A 17,157-nucleotide genomic window follows, 5' to 3' on the forward strand; every position below is an offset into this window, starting at 1 on the left:
ACTCTCACTCGTGCGAGTTGGGATTTCTCGGTTCCGGCTTTGGCCTGAATTCGCTATGTGACTAGGTGTTTTGTCGCTTGGTGGGTTTCCCCTGTGCCGTGGCGACTCGTAATACTCTACGCAGGTTTTTTGGAGCATGCAACCCGAATAGGCCCCTTTCCCCCTCAAAACACCACCCAAACCCACTCAGGCAAAGGCGTTTCCCCTAGTAAACAGCGGGTTAAGTTTTCTCAAAAATATTTTGAAAAACTTTTCTAGCCTCGCAGAACCTCACCCTGCCCTACCTCCGATTTCCCCCATTTTTCCGCTCTGACCAGTGTAAATAGCTAAATAGCTGTTCTTGCTGAGGCATGCATACAAGGTAAAGGAAAAGCAGGCTCGCAGCGAAGCTGCCGGCTCGATGAAGTGAGCGGGTGCGAGCGCGCGAGCACACAAGAGCGAACGCAATCCGCCGTAAGGCGGGGGGGGTGAGGGCCAGGCTTACGCCTATTTCGCCCGCAGATTTATTTCCTCGCGCGCTCGGAATCTGCTGGGCTCCATCCAGCGCGATCCTGCTTTTCAATAACAGAACTTACTGGGCAACCTCAACGACTGCCATGTTCTTCTTGCCGCGGCGAACTACCGCGTACTTGCCAAGAAGCAGGTCAGACTCGGTGAGGGCGGCGTCCTCGCCCTGTACCTTGACGTTGTTGATGGCAGCGCCGCCTTCCTTGAGGGTACGGCGGGCCTCGGACTTAGAAGCAGAAAGGCCGGTCTCGGTCAGAACAGTCACCATGTCCAGCTGGTCAGCTGAAAGTACTGCATGGGGCAGCTCGGCAGTAGCGGCCTTAAGGGTGGCCTCATCCAGGGCCGCGAAATCGCCCTTGCCGAAGAGAGCCTCAGAAGCAGCGATTACCTTCTCGGTAGCTTCAACACCGTGTACCAGAGAGGTCACCTCGTAGGCCAGGGTCTTCTGGGCTAGGCGCTTGAAGGGCTCTTCTTCAACAGACTTCTGCAGGGCAGCAATTTCGTCGCGGGTCTTGAAGGTGAAGACCTTGAGACGGTCAGCTACGTCAGCATCAGCGGTGTTCAGCCAGAACTGGTAGAAGGCATAAGGTGAGCACATCTCGGGGTCAAGCCAAATAGCGTTACCCTCAGACTTACCAAACTTGGTGCCATCAGAGTTAGTAATGAGCGGGGTCCCCAGGGCGTGGACAGACTTACCGGTGACCTTGCGTACCAGTTCGGTACCGCTGGTCAGGTTGCCCCACTGATCGGAGCCACCACACTGAAGGGTCACGCCGTGGCGGCGGTTGAGTTCCAGGAAGTCATTGCCCTGCAAAATCTGGTAGGAGAACTCAGTGTAGGAAATACCCTCTTCAGAGTTCAGGCGCTTAGCCACGATTTCCTTTTTAATCATGGTGCCCACGCGGAAGTTCTTACCGATTTCGCGCAGAAAATCGATGGCAGATAGTTCGCTGGTCCAGTCCAGGTTATTGACCATCTGGGCCCCGTTCTCACCCTCAAAGGACAAGAAACGCTCAATCTGGCCGCGCAGACGGCTTACCCAGCCCTCAACTACATCGCGGGAGTTGAGCACGCGCTCAGAGGTCTGGCGGGGGTCACCGATCAGGCCGGTAGCACCGCCAACCAGGCCGAAGGGGCGGTGTCCAGCCAGCTGCAGGCGACGCATGAGCAGCAGCTGGACCAGGTGCCCCAGGTGCAGGGAAGCTGCGGTGGGGTCGTAACCGATATAGAAGTTCACGGTCTCTTCAGCCAGCGCCTTCTCAAGGGCTTCTTCATCGGTGCTGACGTGCACAAAGCCACGCCACTTCAATTCCTGCCAGATATTCTCGAAAGAATCATCGTTGTGCTGAGCTGCAAGAGTCTCTTCAGACACGGTTACTCCATGGTTAGTAATGAACAAAAAGCAGTGGCAAAGCCACCTCTAACAAAGGTACCAGTTCGCCGCCGGGACGGGCAGCGGGCACTTCCGGTGTTCTCTGATTGAGAGAAAGAGAAAGGACGCACCTCCCCCGTCTCCCTGCCCGCGGGCAGGAAAAGGGGGTGGGAGCGTCCTTGCGCTACGGAATCTCTTGCAGGCTACTCGGTAGGGGCGATGCCCGCGGGCAGTTCACGAGAAGCGAGCAGGTGCAAGCGCTGGGTGGGGCGGGTCATGGAGACATACAGGTCGCCCACCGAACCGTTAGCTGCACGCACCAGGTCGGCAGGCTCAACAATAATCACGGTGTCGAACTCCAGGCCCTTGGCCTCCCAGGGAGTCAGAATCAGTACCTGGTGTTCCAGGGCAGAAGCCGAGGTGCCCAGCTTACCCTTGTGCTCGGCAGCGATCGCCAGGGCGGTCTCGCGGTAGCGTTCCTCGCTGACAATTACACCAATGAGGCCACCGGCACCCTGCTCCAGCTCATCGCTGACGGTGCTCACCACAGCCGGGTAGAGGGCGTCCTCACCCACGATACGGGCGGACGGCGCCCACTTGCCCTCGCGCACGGCGCGGGGGGCAGAGATATCCAGGCCGGCGGCACGGGCAACTTCAACAGCGGCATCCGAAATCTGGGCGGGGGTGCGGTAGTTGACGGTCAGCTCGTCCAGGGTGAAGCGCTCCCCCACAAAAGGCTCAAGAGCCTGCGCCCAGGACTGCGACGCTGCTGCCGAAGACGCCTGCGCAATATCACCAACAATCGTAAAGGACTTCATGGGGCAGCGGCGCATGAGCAGGCGCCACTGCATGGGGGAAAGCTCCTGGGCCTCATCAACCACCACATGCCCGTAGGCCCAGGTGCGGTCGGCCTGCGCAGCGCGGACAGCGGTCATACGCTCACCGCGCTCCTCGTTCAGCTCAGCAATCTGCTCGGCGGTGACCACGCCGTCTACGCCCATATCGGCCAGCTGCTGGTCCACGTTCTCCAGGGCCTTACGGGCGTTTTCGAGATTGGCCTGGTGGGCAACCTCAGCGCGGACAGCGGCTCCGGCACCGGCGACCTTGGAAAAATCACCGAGAAGCTCAGCGGCCTCATCAAGCAGGGGCACATCTGACTCGGTAAAGGGCAGGTTCGCTGCGCGCGCCAGGACCTCACGCTCAGCGTCGGTGAGGACGCCCGCGGTTGCGCTCTGCAGGTGCTCCGGCTTTGAAAACAGCGAGCGCACCAGGGTCTCGGGTGACAGGGGCATCCAGGCAAGGTTAATGGCCCGGCGGACGTCCAGGGACCCGCGGACATCATCTTCAAGGTAGGGGCGATCAACCGCGTGGCCGGCTGCGGCGTCCAGCTTTTCGTTGAGCTGGGTAGTGAGCTCTTTCAGGAGCACCTTCACAAAGGTTTCGCGGGCCTCGTTGTGGGGCTTGCCGGTGGAGCGGGCGGTGGCGCGGGCGTGCTTGACCATGCCGGGGGTCATCTCGATGGCGGTGGAATCCACATACATCTTCACGGGCTTGGCCGGAACCTTCTGGCGGTCAGCCACAGCCTTTTTAATGACCTCGGCCATGCGCAGGTCGCCCTTAATGTGGGCAACCGCGGGGTCGGTCTCGGGCACGGCCTTAATACCGGGGTACAGGGTAGCTAAGGACGACATCACCACGCCTGTCTCGCCCAGGGAGGGCAACACACGCTCGATGTACCACATAAAGGAAGCAGAGGGGCCGACCACCAGAACACCAGCGTTGTTGAGACGCTCGCGGAAGGTGTAGAGCAGGTAGGCGGCACGGTGCAGGGCAACGGCGGTTTTACCGGTACCGGGGCCGCCCTGCACAACGCGGACGCCTGCCAGATCGGCGCGGATGATGGCGTCCTGCTCTGCCTGAATTGTCGCCACAATATCGCCCATGCGGCCGGTGCGCTTGCGGTTCAGGGCCGCCAGCAGGGCGCCCTCACCGTGCAGGTTCTCATCGCCGTCTTCGAGCAGGGTTGAGTCGAGCACGTCGTCTTCGAAGCCGGTGACTTCGCGGCGCTCCAACATCAGGTGACGGCGGCGCCGCACACCCTGCCGGTTGAAAGCGGTGGCCTGGTAAAAGGTACCGGCTTCGGGGGCACGCCAGTCAATAAGTAAGCGCTCGTGGTCTTCGGTTGCCAGGCCGATACGGCCAATATAGCGGATAGCCTCGTCGTCGAGGTCAAGACGGCCAAAAGCCAGGCGGTGGTCAACAGCGTTGTACTGGGCCAGGCGGTCTTCATAGTGCTGGGCGTAGGCGTCACGCTCTGAACGGTTCTGGTGGCTGCCAACGGCCTGGTTCTTGCGGGTGCTCTTGAGCTTTTTTTCGTTAATCTCTCGGAGCTCGTCAAGGCGGGCGTACAGCCTGCCCACGTAGGCTCGTTCACCTGCCAGCTGAGCCTCGTAGGCTTTTTCAGCGGCAGTCTGCTCACCGGTTGCGGTTGTGTTCTCGGTCAAGAGGGAACCCTTCATCGCGGAAAATTCAAGCCCTCCATTCTACCCGTACACCCGAGCAAAAAGAAAGGACGCCCGCGGCAGCTCGGCGGGGCAGGGCGCCCAGGCTTTCAGTCGCTGCCTATCAGTAGTGATACCTGCAGGCGGTAATCAGCTAGAAAGCCCAGCAGAAGCAAAAGACCCCGGTTTTTGTGCATCTACCCCAGGTAAAAACCGGGGTAGATGCACAAAAACCGGGGTGCTATGAGCGGGGCAGTCTCTACTCAGCGACCAGAGACAGAGCCTCCAGGCGGTGGCCAGCCAGAATCTCGCGTCCGCCCAGGCCCTCAAGCTCCAGGAGCACGCCGATACCGGCGACCTTCAGGTCAGCCATCTCCATCAGGTGGGTAGCTGCCTCAAGGGTGCCACCGGTAGCCAGAAGGTCATCCACAATCAGCACACGGGAACCTGCCGGGATGTCGTCCTTGTGAATCTCAATCGCGGCCTGGCCGTATTCGAGGGAGTATTCCTTCATGTAGGTGTCGCGAGGTAGCTTACCGGCCTTACGCACGGTCATGACGCCGGTACCGGCGATGTAGGCGATAGCCGAAGCCATCAGAAAGCCGCGCGCTTCAACACCAGCTACGATATCGAACTGGCCCTCAAAACGCTGGGCGAGCTCTTCCATAGACGCCCGGAAGACCTGCGGGTTAGCGAACAGGGTGGTGACGTCGTAGAAGAGGATGCCTTCCTTGGGGTAGTCCTGAATCTGCGCGCAGGCAGCGGGAATCTGCTCCTCAAGGGGCAGGGAAGAATCAACGGGCTTAATCATGCTTTTAGCCTAGCTGATGACCTGGGGGCGGGCCGCAAAAGCACGCGCAGGTTCTAGCTCACTCTTGAGCGCTTCCAGCTGGGCGGCAACAGCAGACGGGGCGGTGCCGCCCTGGGCGCTCCGGGAGTTCAAAGACCCCTCAACGGTGAGCACTTCGCGAACGCCAGCGTGCAGGGCAGGTGAGATCGCTAGGTAGTCCTCGTCGGTCAGGTCCCACAGCTCGCAGTCCTTTTCTTCGCAGACGCACACAGCTTCACCGGCCAGTTCGTGGGCCACGCGGAAGGGCACACCCTCGCGCACCAGCCACTCGGCAACATCCGTCGCCAAGGCAAAGCCCTGGGGAGCCAGCTCAGCTAAGCGATCGGTGTTGAAGGTGAGGGTAGCAATCATGCCGGAGACAGCGGGCAGCAGAACTTCAAGCTGGTCGATGGCATCAAAGACCGGTTCTTTGTCTTCCTGCAGGTCGCGGTTGTAAGCCAGGGGCAGAGCCTTCAGGGTAGCCAGCAGGCCGGTGAGGTCACCGATGAGACGGCCAGCCTTACCGCGGGCAAGCTCAGCGATATCGGGGTTCTTCTTCTGCGGCATAATCGATGAGCCGGTGGAGAAGGAGTCATGCAGGGTTACGAAGGAGAATTCTTTGGTGGCCCAGAGAATAATCTCTTCAGAGATGCGGGAGAGGTCTACCGAAATCATGGCGGCGATCCAGGCGAACTCGGCGTAGACATCGCGGGAGGCGGTGCCGTCGATAGAGTTGTGGGTTGCAGAGTTGAAGCCCAGGTCAGCGGCTACGGCTTCGGGGTCCAGTCCCAGGGAAGAGCCCGCGAGCGCCCCGGAGCCGTAGGGTGATACGGCGGCGCGCTTGTCCCAGTCCAGCAGACGGTCAAGATCGCGGGACAGGGCCCAGGCGTGGGCCAGGAGCTGGTGGGAGAGCAGGATGGGCTGGGCGTGCTGCAGGTGGGTGCGGCCGGGCATGGGGGCGTAGGGGTGGGCCTCGGACTGGGCAATCAGGGCGTCGATGGTGTCCATGACGCCGGTGGCAATGATAGAGGCGTGATCGCGCAGATACATGCGGCCCAAGGTGGCAATCTGGTCGTTGCGGGAGCGGCCAGCGCGCAGCTTACCGCCCAGTTCGGCACCGGCACGTTCGATGAGGCCCTTTTCGAGGGAACCGTGCACGTCTTCGTCCGACTCCGCCGGGGTGTAGGCGCCAGAACGGACGTCGGCTTCAAGCTGGTCGAGGGCTGTAATCATGCCGGTGAGCTCGTCATCGGTGAGCAGACCGGCCTTAGCCAGCACACGGGCATGGGCGCGGGAGCCTGCAATATCGTAGGGCGCTAGACGCCAGTCGAACTGGGTTGACTTCGACAGGGCGGCAAGAGCCTCAGAGGGGCCGCCTGCGAAGCGTCCGCCCCAGAGGGCGCCATTGTTGGTACCGTGCTTTTCAGCTGACATAGTTTTACCTTTGCGGGGTTGGGAAAATCGTGCGGGGTAAGGCAAAAGCCGCCCGCCGGCGTCCTCACCTTCTCGTGGGGTAAGGACGCGCGGGGTTGGGCGGCTGAAGCGGGGCTAGTTTTAGAGGCCCAGGCGCTGGTCGCGGGCGGAAGCGACCTTGGAGGACATACCGAACAGCTCAATGAAGCCGCGGGCCATGGACTGGTCGAAGGTATCGCCCTCATCGTAGGTAGCCAGGTTGAAGTCGTAGAGGGAGGTCTCTGACTTACGGCCGGTAACAACGGCGCGACCACCGTGCAGATCCATGCGGATATCGCCGTTGACCATCTTCTGGGTGTCATTGATGAAGGCGTCCAGGGACTTCTTCAGCGGTGAGAACCACTGGCCATCGTAGACCAGTTCGGTCCAGCGCTGGCCAACGATCTTCTTGAAGCGGGCCTGCTCGCGCTCGATGGTAACGTTTTCGAGTTCCTTGTGGGCAGCCATGAGGGCCATAGCACCGGGGGCCTCGTAGATTTCGCGGGACTTGATGCCGACCAGGCGGTCTTCGACGATGTCGATGCGGCCGATGCCCTGGGCACCTGCGCGGCGGTTCATAATCTCGATAGCTTCAAGCGGGGTAACTGCTTGGCCGTCGATAGCAACGGGGATGCCTTCCTTGAAGGAGATGACGACGGTGTCGGGGGTGGGAGCGAAAGTGGGGTCGTCGGTGTAGTCGTAGACGTCCTTGGTGGGGCCGTTCCAGATGTCTTCGAGGAAGCCGGTCTCAACGGCGCGGCCCCAGACGTTCTGGTCGATGGAGAAGGGGTTCTTCTTGGTGGTGACGATCGGCAGGTTGTTCTTCTCTGCGTAGTCGATGGCCTTCTCGCGGGTCAGGGCCAGGTCACGCACGGGGGCGATGCATTTGAGCTCGGGGCCCAGGGTCTGGATACCAACCTCAAAGCGGACCTGGTCGTTACCCTTGCCGGTGCAGCCGTGGGCAACAGTGGTGGCGCCGAACTGCTTGGCTGCTGCTACCAGGTGCTTGGTAATGACGGGGCGGGAAACAGCCGATACCAGGGGGTAGGCGTCCATGTAGAGGGCGTTGGCCTTGAGGGCGGGCATGCAGTACTCGTTGGCGAATTCATCGCGGGCATCTGCTACGTAGGCTTCAACGGCACCGCAGTCGAGGGCGCGCTGGCGGATGGTCTCGAGGTCCTCGCCGCCCTGCCCTACGTCAACAGCAACGGCAATAACTTCTGCGCCGGTTGCTTCGCCAATCCAGCCGATGGCAACTGAGGTATCTAGACCGCCTGAGTAGGCCAGGACGATGCGCTCTTTCATGGTGCTCCTTGATATACGACGTTGTGGGGCAAGGTAGCCCCGCAGGTTCTATAAATAATTATGCACATTCAGACATAATTATGCAAAACGTATCGGTCAGTGATACGCGCTACTATCATCGCGCGCCGCCCCCGAACCAGCAAGAGAAACGCGCGCCCAAAAATGAAAAAACCTTAATGGAATACTCACAGAACCTTATCCTGCTCCTGGCAGCCGCCGCCATCGTCGCGGCCCTTGCCCTGGTCATGACCTTTCGCGGCCAGCTCGGCGATGAAGTTGGCCCCATCGTGCTCGACCGCACCAGCTCACCGAGCGCAACGGCGTCCGCCTCCCCTAGCACTGCCAGCGCAACACCCACCGCGGCAGAAAGCTCCGAAGCGACCACTGAGCCCGAACAGACCCGCAGCAGAAGAAGCGGCTGCTGCCCAGGCTCCTGTTGAACAAGCACCAGCCGAGCAAGCTCCCCCGGAGCAGGCACCGGCGCCTCCGGGGGCCTGGGGGCAGGGCTGGCTTTCATCGGTGCCGAGCTCACCCCGCGCTTTGAGGCCCTTATCGATTCCGGTCTGGCCGGCGGGTGCCCCGGTACTCGCGCTGGCTGGCTCGATCGGTAAGAAGGCCTACCGCGTACACGATGCCGGTATCGACGCCTTCGCCTCGATTATCCCCTGCCCATGGATCTCGAAGATGCCCTGGTCAACGGTGAAGAACTGCTGACCGACTCGGCAGAGCGCACCTTCCGCATGATTCTGCTGGATGCTTCGCTCTCGGCGTCCATGCAGTCCCGCCGGGCGCAGCTGGCCGCAGCCTAAGGTAACCAGCAAACGGTAGAGGCTCTCCCCTAGGCTTCCTGGGTGAGGGCCTCTGCCAGTACCCGCTTCAAGATTTTGCCGGTGGGCCCCAGAGGTAGCTCCTCTTTGAAAACATAGCGACGCGGGTACTTGTAGGCGGCAAGTTCGCGGCGGGCCAGCTGATCGAGGGACGCGGTCAGCTCAGCCCGCTGCGAAGCGTCCAGGGGTTCGCGCGGCATCACTACCGCCACAATTTCTTCACCCACGGTCTCCGAGGGCTGCCCCACTACGGCTGCCAGCTGGACAGCGGGGTGGGTGTAGAGGACGTCCTCAATTTCCCGCGGGTAGACGCTGTTGCCGTTGCGCAAAATCATATCTTTGAGGCGGTCAACGATAAAGATATTTCCGGCCTCATCAAGCCGGGCTACATCGCCGGTGGCAAACCAGCGGCCCTTGAGCGCCTCGGCGCTCGCTTCGGGGCGGCCCCAGTACCCGGCCATAACGTTGGGCCCGGCAACCCACAGCTCACCCGCTTCACCGGTAGCCAGCGGCTGGCCCTGCCTATCGACCACTTTCACCTCTACCCCGGGTAGGGCCCTGCCGACAGAACCAATCACAAGGCCGTACTCAGCCCGGTTAAAGCAGACAACGGGTGCAGTTTCGCTCAGGCCGTACCCCTCGTAGATGGGGAAGGCTACCAGACGCTCAATATCGGCGTGGACAGAGGCGGGCAGGGCAGCCCCGCCCGATATGCCGAAGCGGACGCGCCCCCGCAGCCGGTGCGCCAGGGCAGGGTCAGTACCCAGGTAGCTGGCTAAGGCACTGTACATGGTGGGAACCGCAGCAAACACCGTAACTCCAACAGTAGCGCACAGCTGGGCAGCCCCACCCGGAGTGAAACGCGGAAGCAGGGCGATAGCGGCACCCGCTGCAAGTACCGCGTTCATCGATACGGTCTGCCCAAAGGCATGGAAGAGGGGAAGGCCCCCGAAAATAACGTCGTCTGATGTGAAACCAAAGACATCCACACAGGTCAGGGCATTGGAGAGCATATTGGCGTGGGTGAGAGTCGCCCCCTTCGGGGCACCGGTGGTTCCCGAAGTATAGAGAATAACGGCCGGGTCCTGAGCGGCAACCGGGTGAGCCTCCCAGGGCTGCGGGTCGGGAGCATCCGCACCAAACATCGCGTCGGGCGATAGCACCTCAAGGGTAAGCTGGCCTTCCACCTCACCAAGAATCTGCTCACTCTCCTGCCCAACCCGAGTCCCAGCTGCTGCCACCAGAAGCCGCGCACCGGCGTCCTGCACCTGATAGGCAGCCTCACGAGCCGACAGCAGGGGGTGCATAGGCACCACTACCGCCCCGAGCGATAAAGCTCCGTAGTAGAGGCCCACCATGGCCGGTACGTTCGGCAGGGCCAGGGCCACCCTGTCGCCGGGAACCAAGCCCCGCTCCCCCAGCCAAGTGCGAGCAGCACCGACCAGCTGAGCCAGCTGCTGGTAGGTCAAAGACCCACCTGCCCAGGTCAGAGCCGGGCGCTCAGAGCTAGCGCGGGCAGCAAGCAGGGCAGCCAGGTTATTCTGGGAAGAGGGAGCTACGGTCTGCTGGTCGTGCTTGATATTCACTAATGGAACCTTTCCTTGCGGGGCATAACTGGCCCTGTCTATTCTTTCACACCCACCCGGCCAACACTTCTGAACGAAAGTTCTAAATAAGGTGGTCACAAGCTGTAGGGTGGTCTAGACAGGGTTGCTAAAGAGGCTAGCTTTCTGAGAAAGTGAAAGTATGACAGATGCGAACCATAGCCTGACCGAGCAGGACATCGACTTCCTCAACTCGGTCTTCGACCTGGCAAGGGACAACAAGCCGGTAGCCCTCAAATCCCTGTTTGACCAGGGCATACCCGTTGACCTGACCAACGCAAAAGGCGACACCCTGCTCATTTTGGCCGCCTACCACGAACACTCGGAGCTGGTTCAGCTGCTGATCAACGAGGGCGCTGATCTTGACCGACTCAACGAGCGGGGCCAGACCGCCCTGGTCTGCGCGACCTTCCGTAACAATCTGCCGATTGCCCGCATGCTCCTGGACGCCGGAGCCGACGAGACCCTGGGGAGCCAGACTCCGGCCGATGTCGCCGAATTCTTCAACCTTGAAGAGATGAAGAAGCTCTTCGCCTAAAGAGTAGGGGCGGGCTACCGAGGTGGCCCGCCCCTGTTCTTTAGTTTTTCTTTGCCTAAGCCGCCCACTCCAGGAAGAGGGAAGCGACCTTTTCGCCGCCGTTGGGGTCGCGGGTAATGACCATGACGGTGTCGTCGCCCGCGATGGACCCCAGCAGGGGCTCTAGCCCGGCCTGGTCAATAGCTGAGGCCAGGAACTGGGCTGCGCCCGGCGGGGTACGCAGGATAACTAGGTTGGCTGAGGCCTCGGCAGTCACGAGCAGTTCTTTAAAGAGGGAAACGAGGCGGGCATCGGGGCCTTCCTGGGTACTCCGACGGACGGGGTGGTTAGGTACGGCGTAAATCAGCCCCGATTTTTCGTCGCGCACGCGCTCGGCGCCTATTTCCACCAGGTCGCGGGAGAGGGTCGCCTGGGTGACTTTGAGCCCGTCGTCGGTGAGTAGCTGGGCTAGTTCGGCTTGCGAGCGCACGCGGTGGGTTTGAAGCACCTCGATGATGCGGGCTTGCCGCGCGGTCTTGGTGGAGGGAATCGCCATTGTTTCTTCTCTTTTTCTGGTCGGTTTAGCTAAGGGCTGTGCGGACGTCGGTGACTAGGTTGGACTCGGCGAGCAGGAAGGCCATGAGGGCTTTTTGGGCGTGGAGGCGGTTTTCTGCTTCGTTGAAGACGACGGAGGCGGGCCCGTCGATAACGTCGGCGGTGACTTCGTAGCCGCGGTAGGCGGGAAGGCAGTGGAGGAAGATAGCGCTGGAATCAGCCTTATTCATGGCGTCGGTATTGATGGTGTAGGGCTTAAAGACCTGGGCGCGGGCTTCTTTTTCGTCCTCTTGGCCCATGGAGACCCAAGTGTCGGTGATGACGACATCGGCACCGGCCAGGGCCTGGTCGGGGTCAGTGGTGACCAGGATTGAGCCGCCGGTTTCGGCTGCTCGCTGCTGGGCTTCTGCGACGACGGAGTCAGCAGGAAGGTAGCCCTCGGGGCCCGCGATACGAACGTGCATGCCCGCGGTGGCACCACCGAGCAGGTAAGAGTTAGCCATGTTGTTGGCGGCATCGCCTAAGTAAACCATGGTGAGGCCGGCCAGCTTGCCCTTGTGCTCGCGGATGGTGAGCAGGTCGGCGAGAATCTGGCAGGGGTGGTAGTCGTCGGAGAGGGCGTTAATGACGGGCACGTGGGAGTGCTCAGCCATCTCTTCGAGACCCGCCTGGGCGTAGGTGCGCCAGACGATGGTGGAGACCATGCGAGAAATGACCTTGGCAGTATCTGAGATGGTTTCCTTGTGGCCAAGCTGGGCTTCGCCGGGGTTGACAATCAGGGGGTTGCCACCAAGTTCTGCAATGCCTGCGTGGAAGGAGAAGCGGGTGCGGGTCGAGGTTTTGTCAAAGATAACGGCTGCGGTCTGGGGGCCAGCCAGGGGCTTGTAGCCGTAGCGGTCCGCCTTCATGGAGGCAGCCAAATCGAGCACCTGCGCCTGCTCGGCGGGGGTGAGGTCGGTGTCTTTAAGGAAGTGGCGGACCACGGTTTTCTCCTAGGGGTAGGGGCAGCGTTTCAGCTGACCTTTTATTATATGCATAGTTACTGATAGTTATGCAGTATGTGAATAAGAGTAGACATCACCGACGTTATTTACTGTTGTCGCGCCTCAGCCAGAATCGCGGGGAAGGCGGCGGTGAATTCTGCTAGTTCTGCATCGGTGATGGTGAGGGCGGGGGCGATGCGGACGGTGCGGGCGTCCGGCGCGTTGACGATGAAGCCGGATGACCGGGCGGCGGTCACGAAGGCTGGTGCCAGGGGCGCACCGGAGTTAGTGGTCTCGTCAGTGAGGACGATGCCGATGAGTAGACCCGCTCCCCTGGTTTCTGCCACACCGTCTACTTCTTCGACAGCGGCCCTGAAGGTTGAGCCGCGTTGGGCAGCGGAGTCGAGTAGGTGCTCAGCTTCGATAGTTTCGAGGGTTGCGGTAGCTGCTGCGGTGGCGAGGGGATTGCCGCCAAAGGTGGTGCCGTGCATGCCTGCTTCGAGGGTGCGGGCGTTGTCGTCGCCGACCACGATCATGGCGCCGATGGGGAAGCCTCCGCCCAGGCCCTTGGCGAGGGTGATGGCATCGGGAAGGTTGTCGCCGGTTAGTTCACGGGAGTGTTCGAACCAGCGGCCGGTGCGGCCCATGCCGGTTTGGACTTCGTCCACGATGAGCAGGGAGCCGCGAGCGCGGGTGAGTTCGCGGGCGCGGGTAAGGTAGCCTGCGGGCAGGGGCAGGACGCCTGCTTCCCCCTGGATGGGTTCAACGATAAGGGCCGCAACGTCGTCGGTGAGATTTTCTTCCAGGGCTTCGAGGGTGGCCGGAATGTGTTTGATGCCGGCGGGGGAGGGGCTCGAAGGGCTGGCGGTAGGCGGGTTTCCAGGTGAGGGATAGGGCGCCGATGGTGCGCCCGTGGAAGCCGTGGTCCAGGGCTAGGATGGTGCCTTTGCCGTGGAGATTGCCGTGGCGGCGGGCGAGTTTGTAGGCGGCTTCGTTGGCTTCGGTGCCGGAGTTGCAGAAGAAGACGCGGCCCGATTCGGTGCCCAGGTAGCCCAGCAGGCGGTGGGCCAGGGAGATCTGTTGGGGGCTGGTGAAGAAGTTGGAGACGTGGGCCAGGGTTGCGGCCTGCTCGCTGACGGCTTTTACCCAGGCGGGATGGGCATGGCCGAGAGTATTGACGGCGATACCACCGAGTAGGTCAAGGTAGGTGATCCCGTCGGCGTCCGTCACGCGTGAGCCCTGCCCCGAGACCAGCACCAGGGAGGGGTCACCAAAGACCCCTAGGAGGTCGTTCCGGTAGTCAGCTAGGAAGTTTTCTTGTGTCATGGGTAGTCCTAATAAGTCACCGGCTTGACCTGGAAGTCAGGGGCCGGGTGGTGCCAGGGAGTGTCGTCGACGTTGTCAGGGGTGAGCTGGGTGCCGATACCGCGGTCGGTAAAGATTTCGAGCAGGGGCGAGTGGGCGAGGCGCCCGTCGACGATGGAGGCTCTGGGCACACCCTGTTCTACGGCCTGCAGGCAGGCGCTCATTTTGGGGATCATGCCGGAGACCAGACTGGGGATCATCTCGCGTAGTTCGCTGACGGTGAGGGATGAGATGAGGGAGTCTTTGTCGGGCCAGTTGGCGTAGAGGCCTTCGACGTCGGTGAGGACGACGAGTTTTTCGGCTCCGAGGGCGGCGGCGACGGCTGCAGCGGCGGTGTCTGCGTTGACGTTGAGGATTTCTCCGGTGAGCCCGGCAAGCCCGTGGTTGTGTTCGGGGTACTTTTCGGGGTCGTGCATTTCGGGGGCGACGGAAGAGATGACGGGGATTTTGCCTGCCTGGATCATGGACATGATGGCGGTGGTGTTCACACCGACCACTTCACCGACGAGGCCGAGGTCGACTTCTTGGCCGTCCACCACGGTGCCGATGCGGCGGGCGCGTAGGAGCCCGCCGTCCTCGCCGCTCATGGCGACGGCGAAGGGGCCATGGGCGTTGATGAGGGAGACAAGTTCGCGGGCTACTTGGCCGGTGAGTACCATGCGAACGACGTCCATGGCTTCGGGGGTGGTGTAGCGCAGGCCGCCGCGGAACTCGCTTTCGATACCGAGTTTGGTTAGCATGGCGGTGATTTGGGGTCCGCCGCCGTGGACGACGACGGGGCAGATGCCGATGGTTCGCAAGAAGACCATGTCTTCGGCGAAAGCGGCGCGCAGCTCCTCGGAAATCATGGCGTTGCCCCCGTATTTGAAGACCATGATTTTACCCCGGAACTGTTGGATCCAGGGTAGGGCTTCCATGAGGGTTTTGGCTTTTTGTTGGGCGGTGTCGAAGCGGGCGTGGGCGTTTTTTTGCTCTGCCATGGGGATCTTTCGGTTAGCTGGAGTAGGCCGAGTTTTCGTGGACGTAGTCGTGGGTGAGGTCGTTGGTCCAGATGGTGGCTTCGTGCTGGCCTGCACCCAGGTCGATGTCGACGGTTACTTTGCGGTCTGCGGTGAGGTCAACAAGGGAGCGGTCTTGGCCGATGCCGCCGCCGGTGCAGACCTGCACTCCGTTGATGGTGACGTTGACCTTATCGGGGTCGAAGGTGGCTGAGGTGGTGCCGACTTCGGAGAGGATACGGCCCCAGTTGGGGTCGTTGCCGAAGATGGCGGTTTTGAAGAGGTTGGAGCGGGATACTGCCCGGGAGACTTCTTCGGCGTCCGCTTCGTTGGCGGCGCCCAGGGTGCGCACGTGGATGTCGTGGCTGGCTCCCTCGGCGTCCCCAATGAGTTGCAGGGCGAGGTCCTGGCAGACTTTGGTGAGGGCTTCGGTGAAGACGCCCAGGTCGGGTTCGATATCGGAGGCGCCGGAGCTCATGAGAATAACGGTGTCGTTGGTCGACATGCAGCCGTCAGAGTCGGCCCGGTTGAAGCTCAGACGCACGGCCTCGCGCAGGGCGGTGTCGAGGTTATCGGGTGAGACCAGGGCGTCGGTAGTGATGACCACCAGCATGGTAGCCAGCCCCGGGGCCAGCATACCTGCCCCCTTGGCCATACCGCCGATGAGGTAGGTGCCGCCCTCTTCAATTTCCACGCCGATAGCGGCCTGCTTTGAGACGGTATCGGTGGTCATGATAGCTTCAGCCGCCGCCAGCGAAGAGCCGGAGCTCACGCCCAGGGAGGCTGCGGCGTCCTTTGCACCCGCGGTGAGCTTGTGCATGGGCAGGCGCTCGCCGATGAGACCGGTGGAGCACACCAGCACGTCGCCGGCTGAGACGCCGAGCAGGTCGGCAACGAGTTCAGCGGACGCGTGCGTGTCTTGGAAGCCGGGGGCACCGGTGCAGGCGTTGGCGCCGCCGGAGTTGAGCAGGACGGCGTCGGCCCGGCCGTCGCTAATGACCTGCTGGCTCCACAGCACGGGGGCGGCGGCGAAGCGGTTGCTGGTGAAGACGGCGGCAGCGTGCTTGACGGGCCCGTCGTTGACGACCAGGGCGACGTCCTTTTTACCCTCAACAGCGCTGATTCCGGCGCGGACGCCCGCGGCGCGGAAGCCCCGGGGGAAGGTAACTCCCTGGGTGGTGATGCCTTCGATCTGGTGGATAGTGTCGGTCACGGTGCGAGTCCTTCCTGGAGCAGACCTGCGTTTTCGGGGAGCCCGAGGGCAATGTTCATGGATTGGATGGCACCGCCGGCGGTGCCCTTGGCTAGGTTGTCGATGACGCTGGTGACAATCACGCGCCCGGCGTGTGCGTCGAAGGCCAGCTGCATTTCGGCGTGGTTGGAGCCCTGCACGCTCTTGGTGGTGGGCCACTGTCCTTCGGGAAGCAGGTGCACGAACTTTTCGTCGGCGTAGGCCTGCTGCCAGGCTTCACGCAGCTGAGCTTCGGTCACGCCGGGGCGGACGCGCGCGGTCGCGGTAGCGAGGATGCCGCGGGGCATAGGAGCCAGGGTTGGTGTAAAGGAAATCTGCACCTGCTCCCCCGCGATGTGGGTGAGCTTTTCTTCGATTTCGGGGGTGTGCCGGTGGGAGCCGCCGACCCCGTAGGGGCTCATGCTGCCCATGACCTCTGCAGAGAGCAGATGGGGCTTGAGGCTCTTCCCGGCCCCTGATGTACCTGAAGCGGCAACGATAACCACGTCGGTGGGTTCGAGCAGGCCGGCGGCAAAACCGGGAGCCAGAGCCAGGATGGACGCCGTGGGGTAGCACCCGGGCACCGCAACCCGCGTGGTGCCCACGAGTTTATCGCGCTGTTTGCCGGTGGCGGTGGGCAGTTCGGGCAGGCCGTAGGGCCAGGTACCGGAGTGTGCAGAACCGTAGAACTTTTCCCAGGCGTCCGCGCTGTCAAGGCGGTGGTCTGCCCCGGCGTCGATGACCAGGGTGTTCTCGGGTAGCTGGGCCGCGATCTCGGCGCTGGCGCCGTGGGGCAGCGCCATGAAGACAACATCGTGCCCGCTCAGGGCCTCGGCGGTGGTGTCGGCGACAACCAGGTCAGCGTAGGCGCGAAGGTGGGGGGCGAAGTCGCCCAGGCGGGAACCAGCGGACGAGTGCGCGGCCACGGTTTTTACCTCAACGTGAGGGTGGGTGGCCAATAGGCGCAAAATCTCACCACCGGCGTACCCGGTGGCTCCTGTGACAGCTACGGTAATAGTCATAGCACTATCTTTGCATGTTTTTGCATAGTAGTAAATATTTATGCACTGCGTTTCGCAATGTGAACCGGTGGGCACCAAGCCGCCCACGC

Annotated in this window: 15 protein-coding genes and 1 pseudogene; 3 read left to right on the forward strand and 13 right to left on the reverse strand. The window is 61.9% G+C overall.

Going from position 1 to position 17,157, the window contains the following annotated elements:
• Positions 1-571: 571 nt before the first annotated feature.
• The 5 genes from tyrS to E4U03_RS02470 form a co-directional block, all read right to left on the reverse strand.
• Positions 572-1,879, reverse strand: coding sequence for a tyrosine--tRNA ligase (gene tyrS / locus E4U03_RS02450; protein ID WP_135011406.1), 1,308 nt, complete (start codon positions 1,877-1,879; stop codon positions 572-574).
• A gap of 203 nt (positions 1,880-2,082) precedes the next feature.
• The gene (locus tag E4U03_RS02455; protein WP_228065729.1) at positions 2,083-4,383 is read right to left on the reverse strand and encodes a HelD family protein; all 2,301 of its coding nucleotides are present in this window, start codon (positions 4,381-4,383) and stop codon (positions 2,083-2,085) included.
• 256 nt (positions 4,384-4,639) lie between these two features.
• Positions 4,640-5,191, reverse strand: coding sequence for an adenine phosphoribosyltransferase (locus tag E4U03_RS02460; RefSeq protein ID WP_135011408.1), 552 nt, complete (start codon positions 5,189-5,191; stop codon positions 4,640-4,642).
• A 9-nt stretch (positions 5,192-5,200) separates the two neighbouring features.
• Positions 5,201-6,643 (reverse strand): argininosuccinate lyase, encoded by a 1,443-nt coding sequence (gene argH, locus E4U03_RS02465; RefSeq protein ID WP_135011409.1) that lies wholly within the window; start codon positions 6,641-6,643, stop codon positions 5,201-5,203.
• A gap of 120 nt (positions 6,644-6,763) precedes the next feature.
• The gene (locus tag E4U03_RS02470) at positions 6,764-7,966 is read right to left on the reverse strand and encodes an argininosuccinate synthase (RefSeq protein ID WP_135011410.1); all 1,203 of its coding nucleotides are present in this window, start codon (positions 7,964-7,966) and stop codon (positions 6,764-6,766) included.
• Positions 7,967-8,142: 176 nt separating this feature from the next.
• Between E4U03_RS02470 and E4U03_RS02475 the strand changes: the two genes are divergently transcribed.
• Both E4U03_RS02475 and E4U03_RS12725 read left to right on the forward strand, forming a co-directional pair.
• Positions 8,143-8,406, forward strand: coding sequence for a hypothetical protein (locus E4U03_RS02475; protein WP_135011411.1), 264 nt, complete (start codon positions 8,143-8,145; stop codon positions 8,404-8,406).
• Positions 8,407-8,637: 231 nt separating this feature from the next.
• Positions 8,638-8,775 (forward strand): glycerate kinase, encoded by a 138-nt coding sequence (locus E4U03_RS12725; RefSeq protein WP_167752238.1) that lies wholly within the window; start codon positions 8,638-8,640, stop codon positions 8,773-8,775.
• 29 nt (positions 8,776-8,804) lie between these two features.
• Here the strand turns inward: E4U03_RS12725 and E4U03_RS02480 are convergent, their stop codons facing one another.
• Entirely contained in the window at positions 8,805-10,379 is a 1,575-nt protein-coding gene (locus E4U03_RS02480; RefSeq protein WP_135011412.1) for an AMP-binding protein, read from the reverse strand.
• Positions 10,380-10,539: 160 nt separating this feature from the next.
• Between E4U03_RS02480 and E4U03_RS02485 the strand changes: the two genes are divergently transcribed.
• Positions 10,540-10,935 (forward strand): ankyrin repeat domain-containing protein, encoded by a 396-nt coding sequence (locus E4U03_RS02485; RefSeq protein WP_135011413.1) that lies wholly within the window; start codon positions 10,540-10,542, stop codon positions 10,933-10,935.
• A 55-nt stretch (positions 10,936-10,990) separates the two neighbouring features.
• On the opposite strand, the pseudogene E4U03_RS02490 reads toward E4U03_RS02485, so the two are convergent.
• From E4U03_RS02490 to argC, 7 genes and pseudogenes are all read right to left on the reverse strand, one after another.
• Positions 10,991-11,479 (reverse strand): annotated as a pseudogene (locus E4U03_RS02490) (arginine repressor); the annotation flags it as partial.
• Positions 11,480-11,495: 16 nt separating this feature from the next.
• On the reverse strand, positions 11,496-12,452 hold the full coding sequence (gene argF, locus E4U03_RS02495; RefSeq protein ID WP_135011415.1) for an ornithine carbamoyltransferase: 957 nt from the start codon (positions 12,450-12,452) through the stop codon (positions 11,496-11,498).
• Positions 12,453-12,559: 107 nt separating this feature from the next.
• Positions 12,560-13,288 (reverse strand): aminotransferase class III-fold pyridoxal phosphate-dependent enzyme, encoded by a 729-nt coding sequence (locus E4U03_RS13620; protein ID WP_322785912.1) that lies wholly within the window; start codon positions 13,286-13,288, stop codon positions 12,560-12,562.
• The gene (locus tag E4U03_RS13625) at positions 13,215-13,778 is read right to left on the reverse strand and encodes an aminotransferase class III-fold pyridoxal phosphate-dependent enzyme (RefSeq protein WP_322785910.1); all 564 of its coding nucleotides are present in this window, start codon (positions 13,776-13,778) and stop codon (positions 13,215-13,217) included. The genes E4U03_RS13620 and E4U03_RS13625 overlap by 74 nt, the downstream gene beginning before the upstream one ends.
• A gap of 8 nt (positions 13,779-13,786) precedes the next feature.
• Positions 13,787-14,797, reverse strand: coding sequence for an acetylglutamate kinase (gene argB / locus E4U03_RS02505; RefSeq protein WP_135011416.1), 1,011 nt, complete (start codon positions 14,795-14,797; stop codon positions 13,787-13,789).
• A 13-nt stretch (positions 14,798-14,810) separates the two neighbouring features.
• A complete protein-coding gene (gene argJ, locus E4U03_RS02510; protein ID WP_245207643.1) occupies positions 14,811-16,028 on the reverse strand; it encodes a bifunctional glutamate N-acetyltransferase/amino-acid acetyltransferase ArgJ in 1,218 nt (405 codons plus the stop codon).
• Positions 16,025-17,068: an N-acetyl-gamma-glutamyl-phosphate reductase gene (gene argC / locus E4U03_RS02515; RefSeq protein WP_135011417.1), complete on the reverse strand. Its 1,044-nt coding sequence runs from the start codon at positions 17,066-17,068 to the stop codon at positions 16,025-16,027. Before argC ends, argJ begins: the two co-directional genes overlap by 4 nt.
• Positions 17,069-17,157 lie beyond the last annotated feature (89 nt).

The organism is Rothia nasimurium, assembly GCF_004569295.1.
Lineage (GTDB): Bacteria > Actinomycetota > Actinomycetes > Actinomycetales > Micrococcaceae > Rothia > Rothia nasimurium_B.

Excerpts from the sequence above, each read along its gene's own strand:
- argB (WP_135011416.1), bottom strand. The coding sequence starts at position 14,797 with ATGGCAGAGCAAAAAAACGCCCACGCCCGCTTCGACACCGCCCAACAA.
- E4U03_RS02475 (WP_135011411.1), top strand. The coding sequence starts at position 8,143 with ATGGAATACTCACAGAACCTTATCCTGCTCCTGGCAGCCGCCGCCATC.
- E4U03_RS12725 (WP_167752238.1), top strand. The coding sequence starts at position 8,638 with ATGGATCTCGAAGATGCCCTGGTCAACGGTGAAGAACTGCTGACCGAC.
- argC (WP_135011417.1), bottom strand. The coding sequence starts at position 17,068 with ATGACTATTACCGTAGCTGTCACAGGAGCCACCGGGTACGCCGGTGGT.
- E4U03_RS13625 (WP_322785910.1), bottom strand. The coding sequence starts at position 13,778 with ATGACACAAGAAAACTTCCTAGCTGACTACCGGAACGACCTCCTAGGG.
- argH (WP_135011409.1), bottom strand. The coding sequence starts at position 6,643 with ATGTCAGCTGAAAAGCACGGTACCAACAATGGCGCCCTCTGGGGCGGA.
- E4U03_RS02485 (WP_135011413.1), top strand. The coding sequence starts at position 10,540 with ATGACAGATGCGAACCATAGCCTGACCGAGCAGGACATCGACTTCCTC.
- E4U03_RS02460 (WP_135011408.1), bottom strand. The coding sequence starts at position 5,191 with ATGATTAAGCCCGTTGATTCTTCCCTGCCCCTTGAGGAGCAGATTCCC.
- E4U03_RS02470 (WP_135011410.1), bottom strand. The coding sequence starts at position 7,966 with ATGAAAGAGCGCATCGTCCTGGCCTACTCAGGCGGTCTAGATACCTCA.